Source organism: Mesorhizobium sp. ISC25, assembly GCF_042295465.1.
In the GTDB taxonomy this organism is placed as follows: domain Bacteria; phylum Pseudomonadota; class Alphaproteobacteria; order Rhizobiales; family Rhizobiaceae; genus Mesorhizobium.
The window spans coordinates 5795870-5817276 of the sequence record NZ_CP135441.1 but is presented as its reverse complement, the minus strand read 5'-3'; the positions used below and the strand labels follow the sequence as shown (position 1 = coordinate 5817276).

22 protein-coding genes are annotated in these 21407 nt (G+C 64.1%); 10 read left to right on the top strand and 12 right to left on the bottom strand.

The features are described 5' to 3' along the window. Window positions 1-6 precede the first annotated feature (6 nt). Both RQ479_RS28675 and RQ479_RS28670 read right to left on the bottom strand, forming a co-directional pair. Window positions 7-429 (bottom strand): hypothetical protein, encoded by a 423-nt coding sequence (locus RQ479_RS28675; protein WP_023675337.1) that lies wholly within the window; start codon window positions 427-429, stop codon window positions 7-9. Then, window positions 429-1682: a sarcosine oxidase subunit beta gene (locus RQ479_RS28670; protein ID WP_352709259.1), complete on the bottom strand. Its 1254-nt coding sequence runs from the start codon at window positions 1680-1682 to the stop codon at window positions 429-431. The genes RQ479_RS28675 and RQ479_RS28670 overlap by 1 nt, the downstream gene beginning before the upstream one ends. Before the next feature lie 266 nt (window positions 1683-1948). On the opposite strand from RQ479_RS28670, the gene RQ479_RS28665 reads away from it, so the two are divergent. The 6 genes from RQ479_RS28665 to RQ479_RS28640 all read left to right on the top strand — a co-directional run bounded on the left by RQ479_RS28665 (window position 1949) and on the right by RQ479_RS28640 (window position 7232). Further along, a complete protein-coding gene (locus RQ479_RS28665) occupies window positions 1949-2707 on the top strand; it encodes an SDR family oxidoreductase (RefSeq protein ID WP_376703235.1) in 759 nt (252 codons plus the stop codon). Window positions 2708-2817: 110 nt separating this feature from the next. Then, a complete protein-coding gene (locus RQ479_RS28660; RefSeq protein ID WP_292657301.1) occupies window positions 2818-3204 on the top strand; it encodes an SET domain-containing protein in 387 nt (128 codons plus the stop codon). 266 nt (window positions 3205-3470) lie between these two features. Next, entirely contained in the window at window positions 3471-3743 is a 273-nt protein-coding gene (rpsU, locus tag RQ479_RS28655) for a 30S ribosomal protein S21 (protein ID WP_023675331.1), read from the top strand. A 161-nt stretch (window positions 3744-3904) separates the two neighbouring features. Beyond that, window positions 3905-4750 carry a tetratricopeptide repeat protein gene (locus RQ479_RS28650; RefSeq protein ID WP_292657303.1) on the top strand — a complete coding sequence of 282 codons (846 nt, stop codon included), beginning with the start codon at window positions 3905-3907 and terminating at the stop codon, window positions 4748-4750. A 136-nt stretch (window positions 4751-4886) separates the two neighbouring features. Beyond that, complete coding sequence (locus RQ479_RS28645; RefSeq protein WP_376703234.1) at window positions 4887-5360, top strand: DUF992 domain-containing protein; 474 nt, start codon at window positions 4887-4889, stop codon at window positions 5358-5360. A gap of 414 nt (window positions 5361-5774) precedes the next feature. Then, complete coding sequence (locus RQ479_RS28640) at window positions 5775-7232, top strand: MFS transporter (RefSeq protein WP_376703233.1); 1458 nt, start codon at window positions 5775-5777, stop codon at window positions 7230-7232. Here RQ479_RS28640 and coaBC read toward each other — a convergent pair. The 3 genes from coaBC to ubiE all read right to left on the bottom strand — a co-directional run bounded on the left by coaBC (window position 7229) and on the right by ubiE (window position 11177). Further along, window positions 7229-8689: a bifunctional phosphopantothenoylcysteine decarboxylase/phosphopantothenate--cysteine ligase CoaBC gene (gene coaBC / locus RQ479_RS28635; protein ID WP_376703232.1), complete on the bottom strand. Its 1461-nt coding sequence runs from the start codon at window positions 8687-8689 to the stop codon at window positions 7229-7231. The genes RQ479_RS28640 and coaBC overlap by 4 nt on opposite strands. Before the next feature lie 66 nt (window positions 8690-8755). Further along, window positions 8756-10330, bottom strand: coding sequence for a 2-polyprenylphenol 6-hydroxylase (gene ubiB / locus RQ479_RS28630; protein WP_376703231.1), 1575 nt, complete (start codon window positions 10328-10330; stop codon window positions 8756-8758). Between the two features lie 70 nt (window positions 10331-10400). Next, the gene (ubiE, locus tag RQ479_RS28625; protein WP_376703230.1) at window positions 10401-11177 is read right to left on the bottom strand and encodes a bifunctional demethylmenaquinone methyltransferase/2-methoxy-6-polyprenyl-1,4-benzoquinol methylase UbiE; all 777 of its coding nucleotides are present in this window, start codon (window positions 11175-11177) and stop codon (window positions 10401-10403) included. A gap of 167 nt (window positions 11178-11344) precedes the next feature. On the opposite strand from ubiE, the gene RQ479_RS28620 reads away from it, so the two are divergent. From RQ479_RS28620 to RQ479_RS28610, 3 genes are all read left to right on the top strand, one after another. Next, window positions 11345-12319, top strand: coding sequence for an adenosine deaminase (locus tag RQ479_RS28620; RefSeq protein WP_376703229.1), 975 nt, complete (start codon window positions 11345-11347; stop codon window positions 12317-12319). A gap of 143 nt (window positions 12320-12462) precedes the next feature. Further along, window positions 12463-13092, top strand: a complete 630-nt coding sequence (gene upp, locus RQ479_RS28615) for a uracil phosphoribosyltransferase (protein ID WP_023675320.1) — start codon at window positions 12463-12465, stop codon at window positions 13090-13092. A gap of 100 nt (window positions 13093-13192) precedes the next feature. Next, entirely contained in the window at window positions 13193-13753 is a 561-nt protein-coding gene (locus tag RQ479_RS28610) for a TIGR02281 family clan AA aspartic protease (protein WP_352665590.1), read from the top strand. Here RQ479_RS28610 and deoA read toward each other — a convergent pair whose 3' ends face one another. Genes deoA through RQ479_RS28580 form a run of 6 tightly spaced genes read right to left on the bottom strand, consistent with a single transcriptional unit; the run spans window position 13754 to window position 19928 of the window. Further along, entirely contained in the window at window positions 13754-15073 is a 1320-nt protein-coding gene (gene deoA, locus RQ479_RS28605) for a thymidine phosphorylase (RefSeq protein WP_376703228.1), read from the bottom strand. Then, entirely contained in the window at window positions 15073-15891 is an 819-nt protein-coding gene (locus RQ479_RS28600) for a purine-nucleoside phosphorylase (protein WP_376703227.1), read from the bottom strand. The genes deoA and RQ479_RS28600 overlap by 1 nt, the downstream gene beginning before the upstream one ends. Beyond that, window positions 15888-16280, bottom strand: a complete 393-nt coding sequence (cdd, locus tag RQ479_RS28595; protein ID WP_352713673.1) for a cytidine deaminase — start codon at window positions 16278-16280, stop codon at window positions 15888-15890. Before cdd ends, RQ479_RS28600 begins: the two co-directional genes overlap by 4 nt. Before the next feature lie 6 nt (window positions 16281-16286). Then, entirely contained in the window at window positions 16287-17258 is a 972-nt protein-coding gene (locus RQ479_RS28590; RefSeq protein ID WP_292657334.1) for an ABC transporter permease, read from the bottom strand. Between the two features lies 1 nt (window position 17259). Beyond that, on the bottom strand, window positions 17260-18399 hold the full coding sequence (locus RQ479_RS28585) for an ABC transporter permease (RefSeq protein WP_352465913.1): 1140 nt from the start codon (window positions 18397-18399) through the stop codon (window positions 17260-17262). Next, the gene (locus RQ479_RS28580; RefSeq protein ID WP_376703226.1) at window positions 18396-19928 is read right to left on the bottom strand and encodes an ABC transporter ATP-binding protein; all 1533 of its coding nucleotides are present in this window, start codon (window positions 19926-19928) and stop codon (window positions 18396-18398) included. Before RQ479_RS28580 ends, RQ479_RS28585 begins: the two co-directional genes overlap by 4 nt. A gap of 181 nt (window positions 19929-20109) precedes the next feature. Between RQ479_RS28580 and RQ479_RS28575 the strand changes: the two genes are divergently transcribed. Continuing rightward, entirely contained in the window at window positions 20110-20319 is a 210-nt protein-coding gene (locus tag RQ479_RS28575; RefSeq protein ID WP_031194007.1) for a SlyX family protein, read from the top strand. 83 nt (window positions 20320-20402) lie between these two features. Here the strand turns inward: RQ479_RS28575 and RQ479_RS28570 are convergent, their stop codons facing one another. Next, window positions 20403-21392, bottom strand: coding sequence for a BMP family protein (locus tag RQ479_RS28570; protein WP_292657345.1), 990 nt, complete (start codon window positions 21390-21392; stop codon window positions 20403-20405). Window positions 21393-21407: the final 15 nt, after the last annotated feature.

The window sequence follows — 21407 nt, the reverse complement described above, 5'->3', positions numbered from 1 at the left end:
TTGGTCCTACAGTTCGCCGTGGCCGACGCGAGCGCCGGCAGGTTGGTCGCAAAGCCTCTGGCCCATCGTCACGAAGGGCGCGACCAGCCGGATGCGCTCCTCGATGCTGGCTACCGGGCGGAAAAGGTCGCGATACGCCATATTGCCGACCGAAAGCGTCATCGGTTCGGTCGTCACGATGACGTAGCGCCGCTCGAATTTTTCGCCTTCCTCCAGATCGGCTGGCCGGTTCTCCATAAAGGTGACCACTCTCTGACCGGCGCTCCAGGCGCAGGCGAGTACACCCTCGTCGACGGAAAACGGCCAATCCGCTTCATTGCCGGCGCGGCTGATGGGCTGCAGGCGCACCTCCTCTGGCGTCGGGATATGAAACAGGCCTTGCTCGCCGGCGAGCATCAGCGGCATGGCGACAGCCATCTCGGTCATCATCAGTGCGCCACCGCTGCCGCCGCCGCCTCGTCGATCAGCCGGCCGGTGCGGAAGCGCTCTATGGTGAAGGGCGCGTTGATCGGGTGCGGATCGTCCCTGGCGATCGTATGGGCAAAGACATGGCCCGAACCCGGCGTCGCCTTGAAGCCGCCCGTGCCCCAGCCGCAATTGACATAGAGGCCGGGCACCGGCGTCTTGGCCAGGATCGGCGAACGGTCCGGCGTCACGTCGACGATGCCGCCCCATGAGCGCAGCATCTTCATGCGGGTGAAGATCGGGAACATCTCGCAGATCGCGTCGAGCGTATGCTGCAGGATGTGCAGGCCGCCGGTCTGCGAATAGGAGACATATTGGTCGGTGCCGGCGCCGATGACCAGCTCGCCCTTGTCGGACTGCGAGATATAGGCATGCACCGTGTTCGACATCACCACGCAAGGCACCACCGGCTTGACCGGCTCCGATACCAGCGCCTGCAGTGGATAGCTTTCCAGCGGCATGCGCACGCCGGCCATGTTCATGATCACCGATGAGTGCCCGGCGGCGACCACGCCGACCTTCCTGGCGCCGATGAAGCCGCGCGTCGTCTCGACACCGGTGACCGCGCCGTTCGGCGCCCGCTTGACGCCGGTGACCTCGCAATTCTGGATGATGTGGACGCCGCGCGCCGAGGCACCGCGCGCATAGCCCCAGGCGACCGCATCGTGGCGCGCCGTGCCGCCGCGGCGCTGCAGGGCGGCACCCATCACCGGGTAGCGCGCGTCGCGCGAAATGTTGAGCGGCGGGCAGAATTCCTTTGCCTGCTCCGGCGTCAGCCATTCATTGTCGATGCCGTTCAGCCGGTTGGCATGGACGTGGCGCTTCAAGACCTGGATGTCGTGGATGTTGTGGGCGAGCATCATGACGCCGCGCGGCGAATACATGACGTTGTAGTTGAGCTCCTGGCTGAGCCCGTCCCACAGCTTCAGCGCATGGTCGTAGATGCCGGCGCTCTCGTCATAGAGATAGTTCGAGCGGATGATGGTGGTGTTGCGGCCGGTGTTGCCGCCGCCGAGCCAGCCTTTTTCCAATACCGCGACGTTGGTGATGCCGTGCACGGTGGCGAGGTAATAGGCTGTGGCCAGGCCGTGGCCGCCGGCGCCGACGATGACGACGTCATACTCCTTTTTCGGCTCCGGCGAGGACCACTGTTCCTCCCAGCCTCTATGACCGCGCATGGCCTCGCGGGCGATGGCGAATACCGAGTATTTCTTCAACGTTGCAGGCCTCGCAAATGGCGGCCGGGCAGATCAGCCAACCCCGGCGCGCGAGCTGTATCACTAGCGAAACCGTGCTGCCAGCCTTGCACTGTTTGCGACGGCGCTTGCCGTTTTGCGCCGTGGTGAAAAAGAGGCATGCGACGTGATGGGCGATCAAACCACATCCGAAGCACGTCGCAGGTATCGGGTGGTTCGCACCGCCCCGATTTGCGACCAAGCATCCCGATTGCCGGCAAGGGCCGGCGCGAAAAAGGATGCAGAAAATGTTCGCACTTACCGACAAAGTCGCCATCGTCACCGGCGCCAGTTCCGGCATCGGTCGCGCCACGGCAAAGCTGTTTGCCGAGCAAGGCGCCAAGGTGGTCGTCGCAGCCCGTCGCCAGGCGGAGCTCGATGCGCTGGTTGCCGAAATCGAAGACGCCGAGGGCACGGCCATTGCCCTTGCCGGCGATGTCCGTGACGAAGCCTACGCGAAAGTCCTCGTCGGCCTGGCGGTCGAGAAATTCGGCGGGCTCGACATCGCCTTCAACAATGCCGGTTCGGTCGGCAAGATAGGGCCGGTCTCGGAGCTGTCGCTGGAGGGCTGGCGCGAGACGCTCGATACCAATCTGACCAGCGCCTTTCTCGGCGCGAAATACCAGGTTCCGGCGATGATCGATCGCGGCGGCGGCTCGCTTATCTTCACCTCCACCTTCGTCGGCTACACGGTCGGCATGCCCGGCATGACCAGCTATGCCGCGAGCAAGGCCGGACTGATCGGATTGACGCAGGTGCTGGCGGCCGAATTTGGCGCCAAGGGCATTCGAGTCAACGCGCTGCTGCCGGGCGGCACCGACACGCCCTCGGCAACGTTCAAGACACCTGAATCGCGAGCCTTCGTCGAAAACCTGCATGCCTTGAAGCGCGTCGCCGAGCCCGAGGAGATCGCCCGCTCGGCGCTTTACCTGGCTTCCGATGCATCGAGCTTCACCACTGGCACGGCACTGTTCGCCGACGGCGGCGTCTCGATCACCCGGACGTGAAGCGTTTCGCGGTCGGCGCATCGGCGCGCAAGCCAATGTCGGAAAAAACCGGTCTTGCTTTTTCCGGCGATTTGACGATTCCGTCTTCTCCTCGAAGACGGATTGGAAACATGCTGCTGATCAGAACCTACATCGCTGCAAGCGCAATCGAAGGCGTCGGCGTGTTCGCCGCCGAGCCGGTCCGCAAAGGCGCGCAGATCTGGCGTCTCGATCCGGACTTTGACCGGCTGATCCCGGTGGAAAGATACGAGACGGCGCCGCCGCACCTCAAGGAATTGCTCGACAGATATGCCTATCCCAGTCCGGACCGGCCGGGCTTCATGGTCTATGAGGTCGACAATGGCCGCTTCATGAACCACGCCGACAAGCCGAACACCGACTTTTCGCAATATGGCGGGGCCACCGCGACCCGCGACATCGCCGCCGGCGAGGAGATAACCTGCGACTACGGCGAGTTCTTCGAGGGTTTCGAGCAGCTCCACCTGGCCACGGCGTAGCGGCGCCTATCTGGCCCAAGGCGAATTTTGTTCTTGCTTTGTGCCGGCAGCTATGCTACTAATTTCAATATGGCTCTGATTTACACCAACGACCTGCCGCTGAGGCGGGTTTTTCGTTTCGGGGTCGGCACCGCTTCTCAATCGGCTGTGGACAGCGCCCCTTGATTCTGCTATCAGCCGCCCCAATTCGTGGTGTAACGCGCCGCGGAGGCTTGTGGCTATGGCCGCTTGCCTGTTGATTTCAAACCCGAAAGACAGGATTGCACGTGCAGGTACTCGTCCGCGACAACAATGTTGATCAGGCGCTTCGCGCGCTCAAGAAAAAGATGCAGCGCGAAGGCATCTTCCGCGAAATGAAGATGCGCGGGCATTACGAGAAGCCCTCCGAGAAGCGCGCCCGTGAAAAGGCGGAAGCCGTGCGCCGCGCCCGCAAGCTGGCCCGCAAGCGCGCCCAGCGCGAAGGCCTGCTGCCGATGACGCCACGTCCGGTCGCGGCCGGTGCTGCCGGTGCCGGTGCTCCGCGTCCGCCGCGGTTCTGACGTCAATTTTTCGTCCTTTTCCAAGGATATCCAAGGTGGCGCGATGCGGAATCGCCGCCACCTTTTTGTTGTGAGTTCGACCCGGTCCGAGAGGACCGGTTGGGAGAGATGCCGGTTCGGAGGGGGAACGGACCAGACGGCGCAGTAAGGACAGGGCAGACATGGACGCAATCACCGTAGAGCGTAGAACCGCGTGGCGCGGCCTCGCCCTGACGGCAGCCCTGCTTTCCGGGATGGCGCTTGCCAGCTGCCAGAGCGTTCCGACCGGCGAGTTCAACAACATCGACAAGGCGCAAGCCTCGAGCGAGAACATCTCCTCGCTGTCGGCGGTGATCCAGCGCAACCCCCAGGATCCGGAAGCCTACAATGTGCGCGGCTCGGCCTATGGCCGCGGCGGCCAGTACCAGGCGGCGCTGAAGGACTTCGACACCGCCATCCAGCTCAATCCGAATTTCTACCAGGCCTATTCGAACCGGGCGCTCATCCAGCGCTTCCTCGGTGACCAGGCAAGCGCGCTGGCCGACTACAACCGCTCGATCCAGATCAATTCCAATTATGACGCCGCCTATATCGGCCGCGGCAATCTCTACCGCAGGGCCGGCCGGATCCAGGAAGCCTTCAACGATTTCCAGAAGGCCATCCAGCTCGACACGACCGACGCGCGCGCCTATCACAATCGCGGCCTGATCTACCAGAGCCAGGGCCAGCACGCCTTTGCCATCGAGGATTTCTCGACCGCCATTTCGCTAGCGCCGGATGCTTCCGAGCCTTACAACGGACGCGGCCTCTCCTACCTTGCCATGAACGACGAGGACAACGCCTTCGCCGACTTCAACATGGCCATAAAGCTCGACGGCAAGAACGCCGAGGCCTGGTCCAACCAGGCGCTGATCTACGAACGGCGCGGCGACAAGGTCAGGGCCGCGAAATCCTACCGCGAGGCCGTGCACCTCAATCCGACCTACCAGCCGGCCAAGGACGGCCTGGCTCGCACCAGCGCCGGCTGAGCGGGCCGGTTTATCGGGCGGCCCTTTCCGCACCCCGACAACCCTGCGTTTACCCTTGCCTTGCTGGCGCCAAGTTTTCGGCGGAACGCTCGGCGTGCTCAGCCGTTTGTACAAAGCCATTGGAAAGGACCCTGCCATGATCAAGAAACTCGCCTGTGCCGCCGCTCTGGCGACGACCGTCGTTGTCGCTCCCGCCAGCGCCAGCAAGCTCCAGCTCGGCGTGCTCGACTGCACCATCGACGGCGGCACGGCCTATCTCGTCACCTCCAACAAGGGTGTTTCCTGTGTCTTTCGTCCGCATCGTGGCGGTCCCTCCGAAGTCTATACCGGGGTGATTTCCAAGCTCGGCGTCAATGTTGGCCGGACGCATCAGGGTCAGCTGGTATGGGCGGTTCTGGCGGCGACCCGCAACCACGATGAAGGCGACCTTGCCGGCAGCTATTATGGCGTGAATGCCGAGGCCAGCGTGGTCACCGGTGGCGGCGCCAATCTCCTCGTCGGCGGCCTCGACAGCGCCTTTTCGCTGCAGCCGCTCAGCGTCCAGGCACAGACCGGCGTCAACCTGGCGGTCGCCGTCACGTCGCTGGACCTGATCCACTCGTTCAAATAACGGCGTATCATGGCTCCCCGAGCGGCGGGGAGCGTAGGTGTCGGCCTGCCAATAGCTGCCGAAAGCTCATGGATTCCGGCAGGCCCACTCCGCAGAGGATGGGCCGCCCTGATGTTCAAAGTTGCAGCGCTCGAAGATCACGGCATGGCAACTGTGTTCATGCCGTTTACCGTGGACCGAAGATTGCGGCGATCCAATATTGCTTGTCTTCGGTCCGACCAGAATCTCAACGCATAGTGATCGTCCCCCATCGCACAATTTTGACATCTGCCACGTCAACGGCGCTCAAAACCGCTTGATCTCAACTGCGGTTGAGGTCCTAGAAGCCCTCCCCATACTGCGGCATGCGCTCATTTGTACGTGAAGAACGCTCCAATATTTTAGACCGGCGTCTAAGGAAGCTCGGGGGACTGGATGACCAAAACAAGTACAAACAGGGTCGACTGGCGCGCGCTGTGGGCGAGCGGCGATCTGGCGCGCTTCTGCTTCATCAGCCTCGGCATCCTGCTGCACGCCACCAACGAAACGATGGTGGCGACGGTCATGCCGGCCATGGTCGGCGAACTCGCCGGCGTGCAACTGGTCGGCTGGTCGCTGGCGATCTACGAGCTCGGCGCCATCGTTGCCGGTGCGGCCGCCGGACGGCTGGTGAGCTATGTCGCGCTGCGTACCAATATGATGGTCGCCGCAATGCTCTATGCCGGCGGCGCGCTGGTCTGCGCCACCGCGCCTTCGATGCCGCTGTTCCTCAGCGGCCGCCTGATCGAGGGGCTCGGCGGCGGCGCGCTGGTGTCGCTGGCCTTCGTCTCGGTCGAGCGGCTGTTTGCCCGCGCGACCTGGCCGCAGCTTTTCGGCGTCATGTCGGCGATCTGGGGTGTCGCCGCCTTCAGCGGGCCGGTGCTCGGCGCGGTCATGACCGAATTGCTGTCCTGGCGCTGGGCCTTCGGCGTCTTCACCCTCGGCGGCACGGCCATGGCCCTGGCAAGCTTCATCGTGCTCGATACGCCTGAAGCAACAAGGCCGCAGGCGACCGGCGGCTCAGCACCGCCTTTCCCGTTTGCAGCACTTGCCTGCCTTGCCGTCAGCGTCGTGCTGATCGCCACCGCCGGCGTCGACATCGCCCTGCTGCGCTCGTCGCTGCTGCTCACCCTCGGCCTGATCGGCCTGGCGCTGTTTATCCATATCGACGCGTTGAAGCCGCGCTCGCGCCTGTTCCCGTCGCGGCTGTTCTCATGGCGCTCGCCGGTCGGCGCGGGCATGACCATGGTTGCGGCGTTCTCGATGGCGACCTGTTCGTTCGCGGTCTACGGACCGCTGCTCCTGACCAGCCTGCACGGTATCCCGATCCTCACCACCGGCTACATCATCGCCGCCGAATCGATCGCCTGGTCGATCCTGTCGATCCTCGTCGCCAATGCGCCGCCGGAGCGCGAACGGCTGATTATCGTCGGCGGCGCGCTGATGATCGCCACGGGTGTCGCCGGTTTCGCCTATACGGTGCCGGCGGGCTCGATCCCGTTGATCCTGCTTTGCGCTTTGCTGCAAGGCGGCGGTTTCGGCATTGCCTGGCCGTTCGTTACGCGTGTCGTCGTGGCATCGGCGCGGGAAGGCGAGCAGACGATCGCCTCGGCCGCTGTGCCGACCATGCAGCGCATCGGTTATGCCGTGGGTGCGGCACTGACGGGCATCGTCGCCAACGCCAGCGGCTTTTCCGAAGGCCTGAACCGCGAGGCCGCGGCAAATGTTGCTACCTGGCTGTTCCTCGCGTTCGTGCCACTCGGCATCCTGGGATGCCTCGCCGCCTTGCGGATTTCGGGGGCGAGCGACACGAAGCCGGCGAAGCTGCCAATCTCCGTGGGGGAGATTGACTAAACCACCACCGTCTTCAGCCGGCCGGCGATCAGTGCGGCGAGCCGCGTCGCCACCTCGTCCTTGCTCATCTCCGGCCATTCCTCGACGCCGGCCTTCGAGACGATCCGCACCTTGTTGCGGTCGCCGCCCATCACGCCCGGAGAACCGCCTTCATGCGAGACGTCATTGGCAACGATAAGATCGGCACCCTTTTTCGCAAGCTTGGCCTGGGCGTTCCTGACCAGGTCCTGCGTCTCCGCGGCGAACCCGACCACCAGCATCGGCCGCTTTTTGTGATGCCCGACACCGGCAAGAATATCGGGATTTTCCACCATTTGCAGCGCCGGCGGCCCCTCGCCCGCCACCTTTTTGATCTTTTCCCCGGCCGAACTTCGAGTGCGCCAGTCGGCAACAGCCGCGACGAACACTGCCGCGTCGGCCGGCAGCAGCTGCTCGACCGCGTCCTTCATCTCGACGGCGGTTTCGACGTGCAGCGTGGCGACGCCGGCCGGATCGGCAATGCCGACCGGACCGGAGACGAGACGCACGTCGGCGCCGAGCCTGGCCAGCGCCGCCGCGATGGCGTGACCCTGCTTGCCCGACGAGCGGTTGGCGATGTAGCGCACCGGATCGATCGGTTCATGCGTCGGTCCGGAAGTGACGATGATCTTTCTTCCCGCCAGCGGCTTTGGCCGGCTGTCCAGCAGCGCCTCGATCGCGGCGACAATCTCCAGCGGCTCGGCCATGCGGCCCTCGCCCGACTCATTGCTTTCGGCCATCTCGCCTTTCGCCGGGCCGACGAATGCGACGCCGTCCTTACCCAGCATCGAGCGGTTGCGCCGGACCGCCGGGTGTGTCCACATTTTCGGATTCATCGCCGGCGCCATCAACACCTGCTTGTCGGTGGCGATGAGCACCGTCGAGGCAAGGTCGTTGGCGTGGCCGTTGGCGAGCTTTGCCATCAGGTCGGCGGTGGCCGGCGCCACGACCACAAGGTCGGCCTCGCGCGACAGCCGGATATGGCCGATGTCGTGCTCGTCCTGCCGGTCGAACAGCTCGGTGAAGACGTGGTCGGCGGACAGTGCTCCGGCCGACAGCGTGGTGACGAATTCCTGCGCCGCGGCTGTCATCACCACGGGCACCGAAGCACCGCGCTCGCGCAGCCGGCGGATCAGGTCGAGCGCCTTGTAGGCAGCGATGCCTCCGCCGATGATCAGCAGGATGCGCTTGCTGGAGAGGACACCTCGCACGACCTGGCTGGGGACCGCGACCGGAGCTGCAGGATTCTGCAAGCTTGTCAGTTCGCGCAACGTTTTCTCGATCTGGTCGATGCGGCCGGACGAACCGAGTTGACCTTCGACCGCTGCGCGGATCATGACCCGCGCCTGGTCTTCCATTGACCGGCCATTCTCCGCAGCCGATCGGCGCAGCATATCCTTGACCTCGTCATCAAGGTTGCGGATCGTGATGCTGGCCATGTGATTGCACTTTATCCAAAATCGCCGAAGGCAATGATAGCAATGCAATCAATCGACAACAAGGCGTTAGAGCAGCTTCCAGGCGATGTACACCAGCGTCAATGCGATTACCCACAGCGCCAGCCGGCCTGAGCGGGTGTAGCGCGCCTCGGCCTTGCCGATCGCGTGCGCGGTCCTTTCGTCGAAGCGCAGGCCGTGTTCGGCCATCAGGTCGATCTCACGCGACAGCCGCTCGGTGCGGGCGGCGAGGTCCGGCGCCTGGCGGGCCAGCGCCAGCAGCGCGTTGGCGCCGTCGCGCGCATCGGCCAGCAAAGCGCGCGGGCCGAGATTGCGCGCAATCCAGCCGCTGACCACAGGTTCCGACGTCTTCCACATGTTGAAGGCCGGATCGAGGGTGCGGGCGACGCCCTCGACAACGACCATGGTCTTCTGCAGCAGCACCAGCTCGGATCGCGTCGCCATGTCGAAGAGGTCGGTCACCTCGAACAGCAGCGTCAGCAGCTTGGCCATCGAGATGGTCTCGGCCGGCTGGCCGTGGATCGGTTCGCCGATCGCCCGGATCGCCTGGGCGAAAGCTGCGACATTGTGCTGGCGCGGCACGTAGCCGGCCTCGAAATGCACCTCGGCGACGCGCTGGTAATCGCGCGTGATGAAGCCATAGAGGATTTCGGCGAGGAAGCGGCGCTCCTTCCTGCCGAGCCGGCCGGCAATGCCGAGATCGACGGCGACGATGGTGCCATCGGCCTCGACGAACAGGTTGCCCGGATGCATGTCGGCATGGAAGAAACCGTCACGCAGCGTATGGCGCAGGAACGACTGGACCAGGTTGGCGGCAATCGCCTTCAGGTCGTGGCCGGCGGCGGCGAGGCCGGCAATATCGTTCAACTTGATGCCGTCGACCCATTCCATGGTCAGCACGTCACGACCGGTGCGCTCCCAGTCGACCGACGGCACGCGAAAGCCGGGATCATCCTTGGTGTTCTCGCCGAGCTCCGAAAAAGCCGCCGCCTCCAGCCTCAAATCCATTTCGATCTTGGTGGTCTGGGCCAGCGTCTCCGTCACCTCGACCGGCCGCAGCCGGCGCGACGACGGGATGTACTTTTCCTGCAGCCGGGCGGCGAGGAAATAGCTTTCTAGATCGCGAAAGAAGCGGCGGCGCACGCCCGGCCGGATGACCTTCACCGCCACTCGCCTAACGACGCCGTCCTGCAGCGTTTCGGCGGTATGGACCTGCGCGATCGAGGCGGCGGCGACGGCCTCGCCAAAACTGGCATAGAGCTCACCGACCTTGCGTCCGAGCGATGCTTCTATCGCCGCTATGGCCTCGGCCTTGGGAAAGGTCTGCATCTTGTCCTGCAGCATGGCGAGATCAAGCGCGATATCGTTGCCGACGACGTCTGGCCGTGTCGCCAGGAACTGGCCGAGCTTGACGTAGGACGGGCCGAGCCGCACGACCGCCTTGGCCAGCCTGTCGCCGCGCTCATAGGCAAGCGCGCGCCGGCGGGTGAACAACCGGGCCATGCGCCAGCCGAATTTCGGCAAGCCGAAGAGCTCGTCACCGGGCAAAGCCGCTATGACGCCCTCGCGCACAAGCACCCAGCCGGCCCGCACGAGCCTGAAACCAGCGCCGATGCTGCTCATGGCTGGCTTTGCCCTGCCGGTTTCCTGAACTGGCGAAAGGCACGTCGGGCTATGAACATGCGGGCCAGCCTCAAAGCTTCCAGCCCGAATGAAGCGCGGCGATGCCGCCGGAATAATTGCGGAACGAGGCGCGGTCAAAGCCCGCGCGCGAGACCATCGCCGCGAAATTCTGCTGATTGGGAAATTTGCGGATCGATTCGACCAGATAGGAATAGGGCTCGCCATCGCCTGTCACCACCTTGCCGATCCGCGGGATGGCGTTGAACGACCATGCTTCATAGACCTTGTCGAGCAGCGGCATCTCGACCTCGGAAAATTCAAGGCAGAGAAAGCGCCCGCCAGGCTTCAGCACGCGATAGGCTTCGGCAAGCGCCACATCGATGCGCGGCACGTTGCGGATGCCGAAAGCGATGGTGTAGGCATCGAAAGCAGCGTCGGCAAAAGGCAGTTCCTCGGCATTGGCTTCGACGAAATCGGTATTTGCCGACAGGCCCTTTTTCTCGGCCCGGTCGCGGCCGACGGCGAGCATCGAGCCATTGATATCGAGAACCGTTGCATGAGCGTGCCTGCCGCTCGCCTCGACTATGCGGAAGGCGACATCGCCGGTGCCGCCTGCAACGTCGAGAACGCTCCAGCCCGGCCGCTTCGGTGGATTGAGCCAGGCGACCATGGCGTCCTTCCACAACCGATGCAACCCGGCCGACATCAGGTCGTTCATCAGATCGTAGCGGTTCGCCACCTTGTGGAAAACATCATTGACCAGGGACTGCTTGTCGCCTGGTCCTACCCGCTTGAAACCATAGGAGGTTTCCATACCGCCCGCAGCAGTGGTTCTTTCAACCGACATCGTTTTGATCCGCCATAAAATCGGCGGGACCATAGCCGATCGATGGTGCGGGCGCTATTGTTTAAGGCGCGGTGTTCGGCCGCGCTTCGAAGCAGGTTCCGGAAAAGTGTCACACGGTTTTCCGGCAAGAACCTGCGTCATATGAGAAAGCCTGACGGGATAATCGAATGCCTTTGAAAGCAGAACTGCACTGCCACATCGAAGGGGCAGCGGCGCCTGAACTCGTCCTCCGCCAGGCTGAGAAATACGGCAAGGATGCCTCGCCCTATATCCAGGACGGCTCCTTCGTCTGGCACGACTTCACCTCTTTCCTCGCCGCCTACGACTTCTCCTCCGACCTGTTCCGCACCGAAGAAGACTATGCGCGACTGGCCGATCACTACCTGACCAGCCTCGCCCGCGACGGCGCCATCTATTCCGAGGTTTTCACCTCGCCCGACCACGCCAGCAAGGCCGGCATGTCGCCGAAGGCCTATACCGACGCGCTCGGCGAAGGCATGGCCCGCGCCAAGGCGAAGACCGGCATCGAAGGCCGCATGATCGTCACTGCCGTGCGCAATTTCGGTGTCGAATCGATCGAGCGGGCGGCGCGTTTCGCGGCCCGCAGCGGGCATCCGCTGGTCACCGGCTTCGGTGTCGCCGGCGACGAGCGGATCGGCGACCTGGAAGATTATGTCAGGGCCTTCGAGATCGCCCGCGAGGCCGGCCTCGGCATCACCGTTCATGCCGGCGAATTGTTGGGCTGGGAAAGCGTCGAGGCGGCACTCGACCACATCCGCCCGTCTCGCATCGGCCATGGCGTGCGCGCCATCGAGAACCCCGAGCTTGTGCGGCGCATCGCCGACGAAGGCGTCGTGCTCGAATGCTGCCCCGGCTCCAACATCGCCCTGAAAATCTTCGACAGCTTCGCCGACCATCCCTTTCCCGCCTTGCGCGCGGCGGGCTGCAAGGTGACGCTCAACTCCGATGACCCGCCCTATTTCTGGACCTCGCTGAAACGCGAATACGACATCGCCGCCGAGCATTTTGCCATGGATGACAAGGCGCTCACCGCCGTCACCAGGACGGCCATCGAGGCAGCCTTCGTCGACAGGAAGACCAGGGCGGCGCTGCTGGGCAGGCTCGGCGCCAAGGGCAGGTGAATGGTGAATAGTGAATGGTTCACCCGGCGCTTCGGTCCATCAATCGCGAGTTTTTCCGCGCAACCAAGGACTCGCAAACCAGTTCACTATTCACTATTCACCATTCACCATCCACTATTCACCTGCGCAGTTCGGAGAACACCATGAAGGGCGTCACCGTCGTCGACCATCCGCTTGTCCAGCACAAGCTGACCATCATGCGCAAGAAGGAAACCTCGACGGCCGGTTTCCGGCGGCTGCTGCGCGAGATCTCGCTATTGCTCGGCTACGAGGTCACCCGCAACCTCGAACTGACGACGACGACGATCGAGACGCCGATCGAGACGATGGAGGCGCCGACGCTGGAGGGCAAGAAACTGGTCTTCGCCTCGGTGCTGCGCGCCGGCAACGGCTTGCTCGAAGGCCTGCTCGATCTGGTGCCGGCGGCGCGTGTCGCCCATATCGGCCTCTACCGCGACCATGAGACGCTGGAGGCTGTCGAATATTTCTTCAAGGCGCCGGGCGACCTCGCCGACCGGCTGGTGATCGTCGTCGACCCGATGCTGGCGACCGCCAATTCGGCGATCGCGGCGATCGACAAGCTGAAAGGCCGCGGCGCCACCAACATCCGCTTCCTCTGCCTGTTGGCGGCACCAGAGGGCCTCGAGCGGTTTACCCAGGCGCATCCCGATGTTCCGGTCTTCACCGCTTCCATCGACCGCCAACTCAACGAGAAGGGCTACATCATGCCCGGTCTCGGCGATGCCGGCGACCGCATGTACGGCACCAAATAGATCCGTTTACCGATTGTTTACCCAAACGGCTGGTTTCCGCATTCGTTAAAGCGGCAAACACCATGTCGGACTAAGGATCGGCAACCACAAAGGCCGGTCCATGCTGCGCAAGCTTCTCATCCTTGGCGTGTTTGCCGGAACGTCGGCATCGCTGCCGATCGTCTATCAGTCGAATCCACAGGTAATCGAGCGGCTGTTGAAATCAGCCATCGGAGCCAAGCCGGCCGACACACAAACCGACCTGAACCTTGCCGCCGTTCCGGACAGGCCTGCGACGCCGCAGCCGCTCGGCCGCAAGGTCGTCGTCACCGCGGACGCGCGCGGGCATTTCATGTCGGCCTTCAAGTTGAACGGCCGCCAGATCGACGGCATGATCGATACCGGCGCGACGCTCGTCGCCATCAACAGCTCGACCGCACGCAGGATCGGCATCTCGCTCAATTCGGCGGACTTCAGCCATCAGGTCAACACCGCCAACGGTGCGATCAAGGCCGCCGTGGTGACGATCGACCGCCTGCAGATCGGCAGGATCACCGTCGAGGGCGTCGAGGCCGTCGTGCTCGACGACAGGGCGCTGCACACCAATCTGATCGGCATGAGCTTTCTGCAGCGGCTTGAAAAATACCAGGTCGAAGACGGCACGCTGCTGCTGGTTCAATGATCACCCGCGCGGCAGGATCCGCCGGATGACGGTTTTCTCCGTGGCCGGTTTGGAAGTGCCGATCGTATAGGCCGAAAGCACGGCGGCGGCGGCCGCTTCGGCATCCCCGGTATTGCGGGCATGGACCAGCGCCAGCGCTTCGCCGGTCCGCACTTCAGCGCCGACTGGCAACAGCCTGGTGATGCCGACGGCGTGATCGATCCTGTCGTCCGGCCGCGTCCGCCCGCCGCCAAGCCCGACCACCGCAAGCCCGATCTCGCGGGTCGCGATGCCGGTGACAAAGCCGTTCGCGCTCGCCTTGACGGCGAATTCCGTTGCCGCTTTCGGCAGATATTTTTCCGGATTCTCGATGAAATCGGCGGGACCGCCAAGTGCCGCCACCATGCGCGCGAAGATGGCAGCGGCGCGACCGCCGGCTAGCGTCTCGGCGGCGCGGCGCAGGCCGTCCTGGTTGGACGACACGAGGTCTGCCGATTGCAGCATCTCGGCAGCCAGCGCCAGCGTCACGTCCTCCAGCCGCCGGTCGCGAAAGCGGCCGGTGAGAAAATCGACGGCGTTGCGCACCTCGACCGCATTGCCGGCGGCGGATGCCAGCGGCTCGTTCATGCCGGTGACCAGCGCCGAGGCCTTAAGGCCGGCGCCATTGGCGACGTCGACCAGGCTGTTGGCCAGCGCGGTTGCATCGCGCGATTTCTCCATGAAGGCGCCGTTGCCGACCTTGACGTCCAGCACTAGCGAATTGAGGCCGGCGGCCAGCTTCTTCGATAGGATCGAGGCGGTGATCAGCGGCACCGATTCCACTGTTCCCGTCACATCGCGGATGGCGTAGAGCCTGGCGTCGGCGGGTGAGAGATCGGCGGTCTGGCCGATGATGGCGCAGCCGGTTTCGAGCACCGTCTTGCGGAAGCGTGCAACGTCCGGCTGGCTGATATAACCGGGGATGGCATCCATCTTGTCCAGCGTGCCGCCGGTATGGCCCAGACCCCTGCCGGAAATCATCGGCACATAGGCGCCGCAGGCAGCGACGATCGGCGCCAGCATCAAGGAGACATTGTCGCCGACGCCGCCCGTCGAATGCTTGTCGGTGACCGGGCCGGGCAGATCCGACCAGTCGAGCACATCGCCGGAATCGCGCATCGCCATTGTCAGCGCCACCGCCTCGTCGCGGCTCATGCCGTTGAAGAATACCGCCATGGCGAAGGCGCCGACCTGCGCGTCGGTGACGGTGCCGGCGGTCAGGCCCTCGATGAAGAACGCGATCTCCTCAGCCGAGAGCTTCTGGCCATCGCGCTTGCGGCGGATGATTTCCTGGGGAAGCATCAGGCGTCGATCCTGTGCTCCGGAAGCCCGTCCTGAAAAACACGCTGCAGGATGGTCGCCAGCCGCGCCCCGCCGACCGGCGCCATGTCCTTGGTCTCCTGGTGCGACAGCTCGGCTCCGGTCATGCCAGCGGCAAGGTTGGTCACGACCGAACAGGCGGCGACGCGCAGCCCGAGGAAGCGGGCGAGAATGACCTCCGGCACCGTCGACATGCCGACCGCGTTGGCGCCCATGACGCGCGCCATGCGGATCTCGGCGGGCGTCTCGAAGCATGGGCCGGAGAACCACATATAGACGCCCTTGTGCAGCCTGGTACCGGTGGCCTTCGCCGCCTGCTCGATCGCGAAGCGGAGACCGGCGTCGTAGGCTTCGGTCAGGCCGACGAAACGGCGGTCGCTCGGTTCGCCGATCAGCGGGTTGGAGCCAGAGAAATTGATGTGGTCGGTGATCAGCATCACCGAGCCCGGGCCCATCCCTGGATCGACCGAACCGGCGGCGTTGGTAAGGATCAGCCTGGAGATACCGAGGCCGGCGAGCACCTCGAGTGCCGGCCGCATCGCCGCCGCGTTGCCGTGCTCGTAATAGTGCGCGCGGCCGGACAGCATCAGCACCGGCGTGCCGGCAAAGAGCCCCGCCACCACCTCGCCGGCATGGCCGCTGACGCCGCTTCTGGGGAAGCCCTGCAAGTCGGCATAGGAAATGCGCACCGCATCCTCGACCTTGTCGACAAGCCCGCCAAGCCCCGATCCCAGCACAAGCGCAGTGGTCGGCGCCAGCCCGTCCAGCCTTTCGACGAGGTGATCGAGTGCTTCCTTCATTTCAACACATCGCCCTGGAATCCGTATGGCAGCAACTCGCCCATGGTCACGGTCTCGACCACGCCACTGTCATCGCAGAGATAGAACTTCGTTTCCGGCCGGCAGAATTCGGCCAGCCGCTGCCGGCAGCCGCCGCAGGGCGAGCATTTTGCCACGCGTTCTGCGATCACGGCGACTTCCGTGATCTTGCCGCCGCCGCCCATGATGTAGTTGGCAAGCGCGGTGGTTTCGGCGCACCAGCCCTCCGGATAGGACGCGATCTCGACATTGGCGCCGGTGAAGACACGGCCGTCCTCGGTGCGCAACGCCGCGCCGACCGGAAATTTCGAATAGGGCGCATAGGCCTTGGCCATGGCGGCTTTCGCCGCTTCGAACAGATCATGAGCCATGATAAATCAGCGTTCCTTGACATAAGGCACGCCGCCGGCGCGCGGCGGGATTGCCTTGCCGATGAAGCCGGCAAGCAGGATGACGGTCAGCACATAGGGCAGCGCCTGCATGAATTGCACCGGCACCTTGCCGATCAGCGGCAGCGGCGTGCCTTGCAGGCGGATCGACGCCGCGTCGAGGAAGCCGAACAGCAGGCAGGCGAACATGGCGTTGACCGGTTTCCATTTGGCGAAGATCAGCGCGGCCAGCGCGATGTAGCCCTTGCCGGCGGTCATGTCCTTCACGAAGCCGCCATTCTGCACCATCGACAGATAGGCGCCGGCAATGCCGGTGAGCACGCCGGTGCAGATCAGCGCCCGGTAGCGCAGCCAGGCGACTGATATGCCGGCGGTGTCGACCGCGGCCGGGTTCTCGCCGACGGCGCGCAGGCGCAAGCCGAAGCGGGTGCGAAACAGCACCCACCAGGTGAACGGCACGGCCAGGAAGGCGAGATAGACCAGCACGGAGTGGCCGGAGATGAGTTCCGAATAGATCGGACCGAGGATCGGCACGCTCCTGAGCGCATCCGCGCCCGGCCAGGTGATTGCCTCGAAGCGCTCGCCGGCGGCCAGCGCCGGCGTGCGCCCGCCTTGCTGGAACCAAGCCTGGCCGAGCATGATCGTCGATCCGGCGGCAATGAAATTGATCGCGACGCCGGAAACGATCTGGTTGCCGCGATGGGTGATCGAGGCAAAGCCGTGGATCAGCGCGAAGGCAACCGAGATAAGGATGGCCATGCCGAGGCCGAGATAGGCCGAGTGGAAGACCGAGGCGGCGGCCGCACCGGCGAAGGCGCCGACCAGCATCTTGCCCTCGAGCCCGATGTCGAAGACGCCGGCGCGCTCCGAATAGAGGCCGGCGAGGCAGGCGAGCAGCAAGGGGACCGACAGGCGGATGGTCGAGTCCAGGACCTGCACGATGGCGTTGAAGAAATCCATCTCAGGCGCCCTTCCCCTTGACCGCTTCCATGCCGACCGATCTCGGGCTGAGCGAGGCGAACAGCGCCTGGACATAGGGCCGGAACATATGCTCGAGCGCGCCGGCGAACAGGATGACGAGGCCCTGGATGATGACGATCATGTCGCGGCTGATCGCCGGCATCTCGAAGGCGAGCTCGGCGCCGCCCTGGTAGAGCATGCCGAACAGTATTGCGGCAAGCACGATGCCGACCGGGTGCAGGCGGCCCATCAACGCCACTGCGATGCCGACGAAACCGGCGCCCGAAACGAATTCGAGCGCGACATTGTGCTGGTCGCCCATCGTCGGATTGAGCGCCATCATGCCGGCCAGTGCGCCCGAGATCATCATCGCGATGATGATGATGCGGATCTCCGAAATGCCGGCATAGCGCGCCGCTTTCGGGCTATGGCCATAGGTGCGCATCTCGTAGCCCAGCTTGGTGCGCCAGATCAGCACCCACACGAGAAAGGCCATGGCCAGCGCCAGCAGCGAGCTAACGTTGAACGGCGCCGAACGGATTTTGGCGCCGAACAATTCGATGATCCAGTTGAGCTTCGGCAATTGTGCGCCTTCGAGGAAGGTGCGCGTCTGCGGCGCCATCGAGCCGGGCGGCTTCAGCATGCCCACCAGCGCATAGACCATGACGCTGGCGGCGATGAAATTGAACATGATCGTGGTGATGACGATGTGCGAGCCGCGCTTGGCCTGCAGATAGGCCGGGATCAGCGCCCACAGCGCGCCCATCGCTGCGGCGGCGACAATGGCAATCGGGAAGGTCAGCCACCACGGCAGCACGCTGTCGAAGGCCAGGCAGACGATGCCGATGCCGAGACCGGCGATATAGCCCTGGCCCTCGCCACCGATGTTGAACAGGCCGCAATGCGCCGCAACCGCCACCGAAAGCCCGCTGAAGATGAAGGTGGTGGCATAGAAAAGCGTGAACGCGATGCCTTGGCCGCGACCGAAGGCACCCTCGACCAGGACGACGGCTGCGCGCAGCGGGTTCTCGCCAACCAATATGACGACAAAGCCGGCAACGACGAAGGCGACGAACAGATTGATCAGCGGGATCAGCACGTAATCGGCCCAGGCCGGCAGCTTGGCGTATGGGGTGCTCACTCGGCGGCCTCCCGGTGCTCGACGCCGGCCATCAGCAGGCCGAGCTCGCCCTCGGTCGCGTCGGGACCGCGTTCGCCGACGATGCGGCCGGCAAACATCACCAGGATGCGATCGGAAAGCGAGCGGATCTCGTCGAGCTCGACCGAAACCACCAGCACCGCCTTGCCCTGGTCGCGCATGGCTATGAGGCGCTTGTGGATGAATTCGATGGCGCCGACATCGACGCCGCGCGTCGGCTGGCCGACGATCAACACGCCGGGATCTTGTTCCATTTCCCGCGCGAGCACGATCTTCTGCTGGTTGCCGCCGGAGAAATTGGCGGTCCTGAGGCGGCAGTCGGCCGGGCGGATGTCGTATTTGACGATCTTGTCCCTGGCATCGTTACGGATGGCGTCGATGTCGAGGAACGGCCCCTTCAGATAGCGCTCGTCGTCCTGGTAGCCGAGGATCGAATTCTCGTTCTCCTCGAAGGCCAACACCAGCCCGACATGGTGGCGGTCCTCCGGCACATGGGCAAGGCCGCGCTCGCGCAGCTCGCCGGGATCGGCGGCGCCGGTGAGATCGATCGGCTTGCCGTCGAGCATGACGGAGCCCGAAACGGCGTGCCTGATGCCGGAAATCGCCTCGAGCAGTTCAGACTGGCCGTTGCCGGCGACGCCGGCAATGCCGACGATCTCGCCGGCATGGACGTCGAAGGAGACGTCGTCGACCATGGTGACGCCGCGGGAATCCTTCACCGTCAGGTTTTTGACCGCTAGCTTGACGCCGCCGGCCTTCGCCTCGCCCTTCTCGACGCGCAGCAGCACACGCCGGCCGACCATCAGCTCGGCCAGTTCCTCGACCGTGGTCCTCCTGGTTTCGCGTGTCGCCACCATCGTGCCCTGGCGCATCACCGAGACCGTGTCGGTGATCGCCATGATCTCGCGCAGCTTGTGGGTGATCAGCACGATCGTCTTGCCCTGCTCCTTCAACTGCTTGAGGATGCGGAACAGGTGGTCGGCCTCGGCCGGCGTCAGCACGCCCGTTGGCTCGTCGAGGATCAGGATCTCGGCGCCGCGATAGAGCGCCTTGAGGATTTCGACGCGTTGCTGCAGGCCGACCGGCAACTCCTCGATGATCGCGTCCGGATCGACTTCGAGCCCGTATTCGCGCTCGAGCCGCTCCAGCTCGGAACGCGCCTTGGCGATGCTCTTCTTCAGCAGCGCGTCGCTTTCGGCGCCGAGGATGACGTTTTCCAGCACCGAGAAATTGTCGACCAGCATGAAGTGCTGATGCACCATGCCGATGCCGAGCGCGATCGCATCATTCGGTGTCTTGATCGATGCCGGCTGGCCGCCGACACGGATTTCGCCGGAATCGGCCTGGTAGAAACCATAGAGAATCGACATCAGCGTCGACTTGCCGGCGCCGTTTTCCCCGACGATGCCGTGGATGGTGCCGCGCATAATCTCCAGATTGATGTCGCGGTTGGCGCGCACGGCGCCAAAGCTCTTGTCGATGCCGATCAGCTCGATTGCGGCTTGCGCCATGCAGCCTGTTCCCACTGTTATTTTTTTACCGCTTGGTCAAACGCCTAGCATGACGCCCAGTCTGTGCCAATCGGGTCTGTGCCAATTGGCCGGAGCAGGGTTCACTCTCGACAAATCCCGCCATGCTTGTCAATTTCCAACGTGGCCGCAGCCTGCACAATCGCCTGATCGAGGATTTCAAATGACCATGCCCGACGACCGGCTGACGACGCTGGAAATCCGCGCCGCCGAGCAGGAGAAGACCATCGAGGAACTGTCCGGCCAGATCGCCGAGCAGTGGAAGGTGATCGAGCGCATGCAGCGCAAGCTCGACGCGCTGGCCGAGCGCTTCCTGGCGCTGGAGGAACAGGCCGCACCCGACGTGCCGGTGACCAAGCCGCCGCACTGGTGAGCGGCTGACAATGCAAAACCGCCGGGCTTTCACCCGGCGGCTCGTCAGTTCAGCAGTGCCAGTCGATCAATAAGGGCAATCGATCAATACGGGCAGGCATTGTCCGACATGTAGTCATGCACCTTGATGGTGCCGGCGATGATGTCGGCCTTGGCCTTTTCGACCGCTGCCTTCATCGCGTCGTCGACAAGCGCCTTGTTGTTGTCGTCCATCGCGTAGTCGACGCCGCCTTCCTTGAGGCCGAGATCGTTGACGCCGGCCGTGAACTTGCCGTCCTTGGCATCCATGAAGGTGTTGTAGACGGCAACATCGACGCGCTTGACCATCGAGGTCAGCACCTTGCCGGGCTGCAGGCCGTTCTGGTTGGAATCGACGCCGATGCCGAGTTTGCCGGCGTCGGCCGCTGCCTGCAGCACGCCGACACCGGTGCCGCCTGCCGCCGCGTAGACCACGTCGGCGCCCTGGTCGATCTGCGTTTTGGCGATCTCGCCGCCCTTGGCCGGATCGTTCCAGGCTGCCGGCGTATCGCCGGTCATGTTCTGGATAACGTCGGTGGCGCCGGCCGCCTTGGCGCCGCCGACATAGCCGCAGCCAAACCTGCGGATCAGCGGAATGTCCATGCCGCCGACGAAGCCGACCTTCTTGGTCTTGGAAGCCATCGCCGCCATCACGCCGACGAGGTACGAGCCTTCCTGCTCCTTATAGACCAGGGAGCGGACATTGGGCTTGTCCACGACCATGTCGATGATAGCGAATTTGGTGTCGGGGAACTCGGTGGCGATCTTGTCAAGCGCATCTGCCCACGAGAAGCCCGCCATGACGATCGGGTTGCGGCCGTCCTCGGCGAAACGGCGCAGCGCCTGCTCGCGCTGGGTGGCGTTGCTGACCTCGAATTCCACATAGGGGATGCCGGTCTCGGTCTTGAACTTTTCAGCGCCGTGGAAGGACGCCTCGTTGAACGACTTGTCGAACTTGCCGCCGAGATCGTAGAGGATCGCGGGTTGAATGTCCGCGGCGAAGGCCGGAAGAACCATTGCAGCTGCGGCCATAAGGCCGAGAACGATACGTTTCATGTGATCCACACCCCT

Coding starts and splice junctions, on each gene's coding strand:
- RQ479_RS28640 (WP_376703233.1), top strand. CDS start 5,775: ATGACCAAAACAAGTACAAACAGGGTCGACTGGCGCGCGCTGTGGGCG.
- RQ479_RS28600 (WP_376703227.1), bottom strand. CDS start 15,891: ATGAAGGAAGCACTCGATCACCTCGTCGAAAGGCTGGACGGGCTGGCG.
- deoA (WP_376703228.1), bottom strand. CDS start 15,073: ATGCTTCCCCAGGAAATCATCCGCCGCAAGCGCGATGGCCAGAAGCTC.
- RQ479_RS28575 (WP_031194007.1), top strand. CDS start 20,110: ATGACCATGCCCGACGACCGGCTGACGACGCTGGAAATCCGCGCCGCC.
- coaBC (WP_376703232.1), bottom strand. CDS start 8,689: ATGGCCAGCATCACGATCCGCAACCTTGATGACGAGGTCAAGGATATG.
- RQ479_RS28675 (WP_023675337.1), bottom strand. CDS start 429: ATGATGACCGAGATGGCTGTCGCCATGCCGCTGATGCTCGCCGGCGAG.
- ubiE (WP_376703230.1), bottom strand. CDS start 11,177: ATGTCGGTTGAAAGAACCACTGCTGCGGGCGGTATGGAAACCTCCTAT.
- cdd (WP_352713673.1), bottom strand. CDS start 16,280: ATGGCTCATGATCTGTTCGAAGCGGCGAAAGCCGCCATGGCCAAGGCC.
- RQ479_RS28645 (WP_376703234.1), top strand. CDS start 4,887: ATGATCAAGAAACTCGCCTGTGCCGCCGCTCTGGCGACGACCGTCGTT.
- RQ479_RS28570 (WP_292657345.1), bottom strand. CDS start 21,392: ATGAAACGTATCGTTCTCGGCCTTATGGCCGCAGCTGCAATGGTTCTT.
- RQ479_RS28610 (WP_352665590.1), top strand. CDS start 13,193: ATGCTGCGCAAGCTTCTCATCCTTGGCGTGTTTGCCGGAACGTCGGCA.
- RQ479_RS28590 (WP_292657334.1), bottom strand. CDS start 17,258: ATGGATTTCTTCAACGCCATCGTGCAGGTCCTGGACTCGACCATCCGC.
- RQ479_RS28580 (WP_376703226.1), bottom strand. CDS start 19,928: ATGGCGCAAGCCGCAATCGAGCTGATCGGCATCGACAAGAGCTTTGGC.
- ubiB (WP_376703231.1), bottom strand. CDS start 10,330: ATGAGCAGCATCGGCGCTGGTTTCAGGCTCGTGCGGGCCGGCTGGGTG.
- upp (WP_023675320.1), top strand. CDS start 12,463: ATGAAGGGCGTCACCGTCGTCGACCATCCGCTTGTCCAGCACAAGCTG.
- RQ479_RS28665 (WP_376703235.1), top strand. CDS start 1,949: ATGTTCGCACTTACCGACAAAGTCGCCATCGTCACCGGCGCCAGTTCC.
- RQ479_RS28650 (WP_292657303.1), top strand. CDS start 3,905: ATGGACGCAATCACCGTAGAGCGTAGAACCGCGTGGCGCGGCCTCGCC.
- RQ479_RS28620 (WP_376703229.1), top strand. CDS start 11,345: ATGCCTTTGAAAGCAGAACTGCACTGCCACATCGAAGGGGCAGCGGCG.
- RQ479_RS28660 (WP_292657301.1), top strand. CDS start 2,818: ATGCTGCTGATCAGAACCTACATCGCTGCAAGCGCAATCGAAGGCGTC.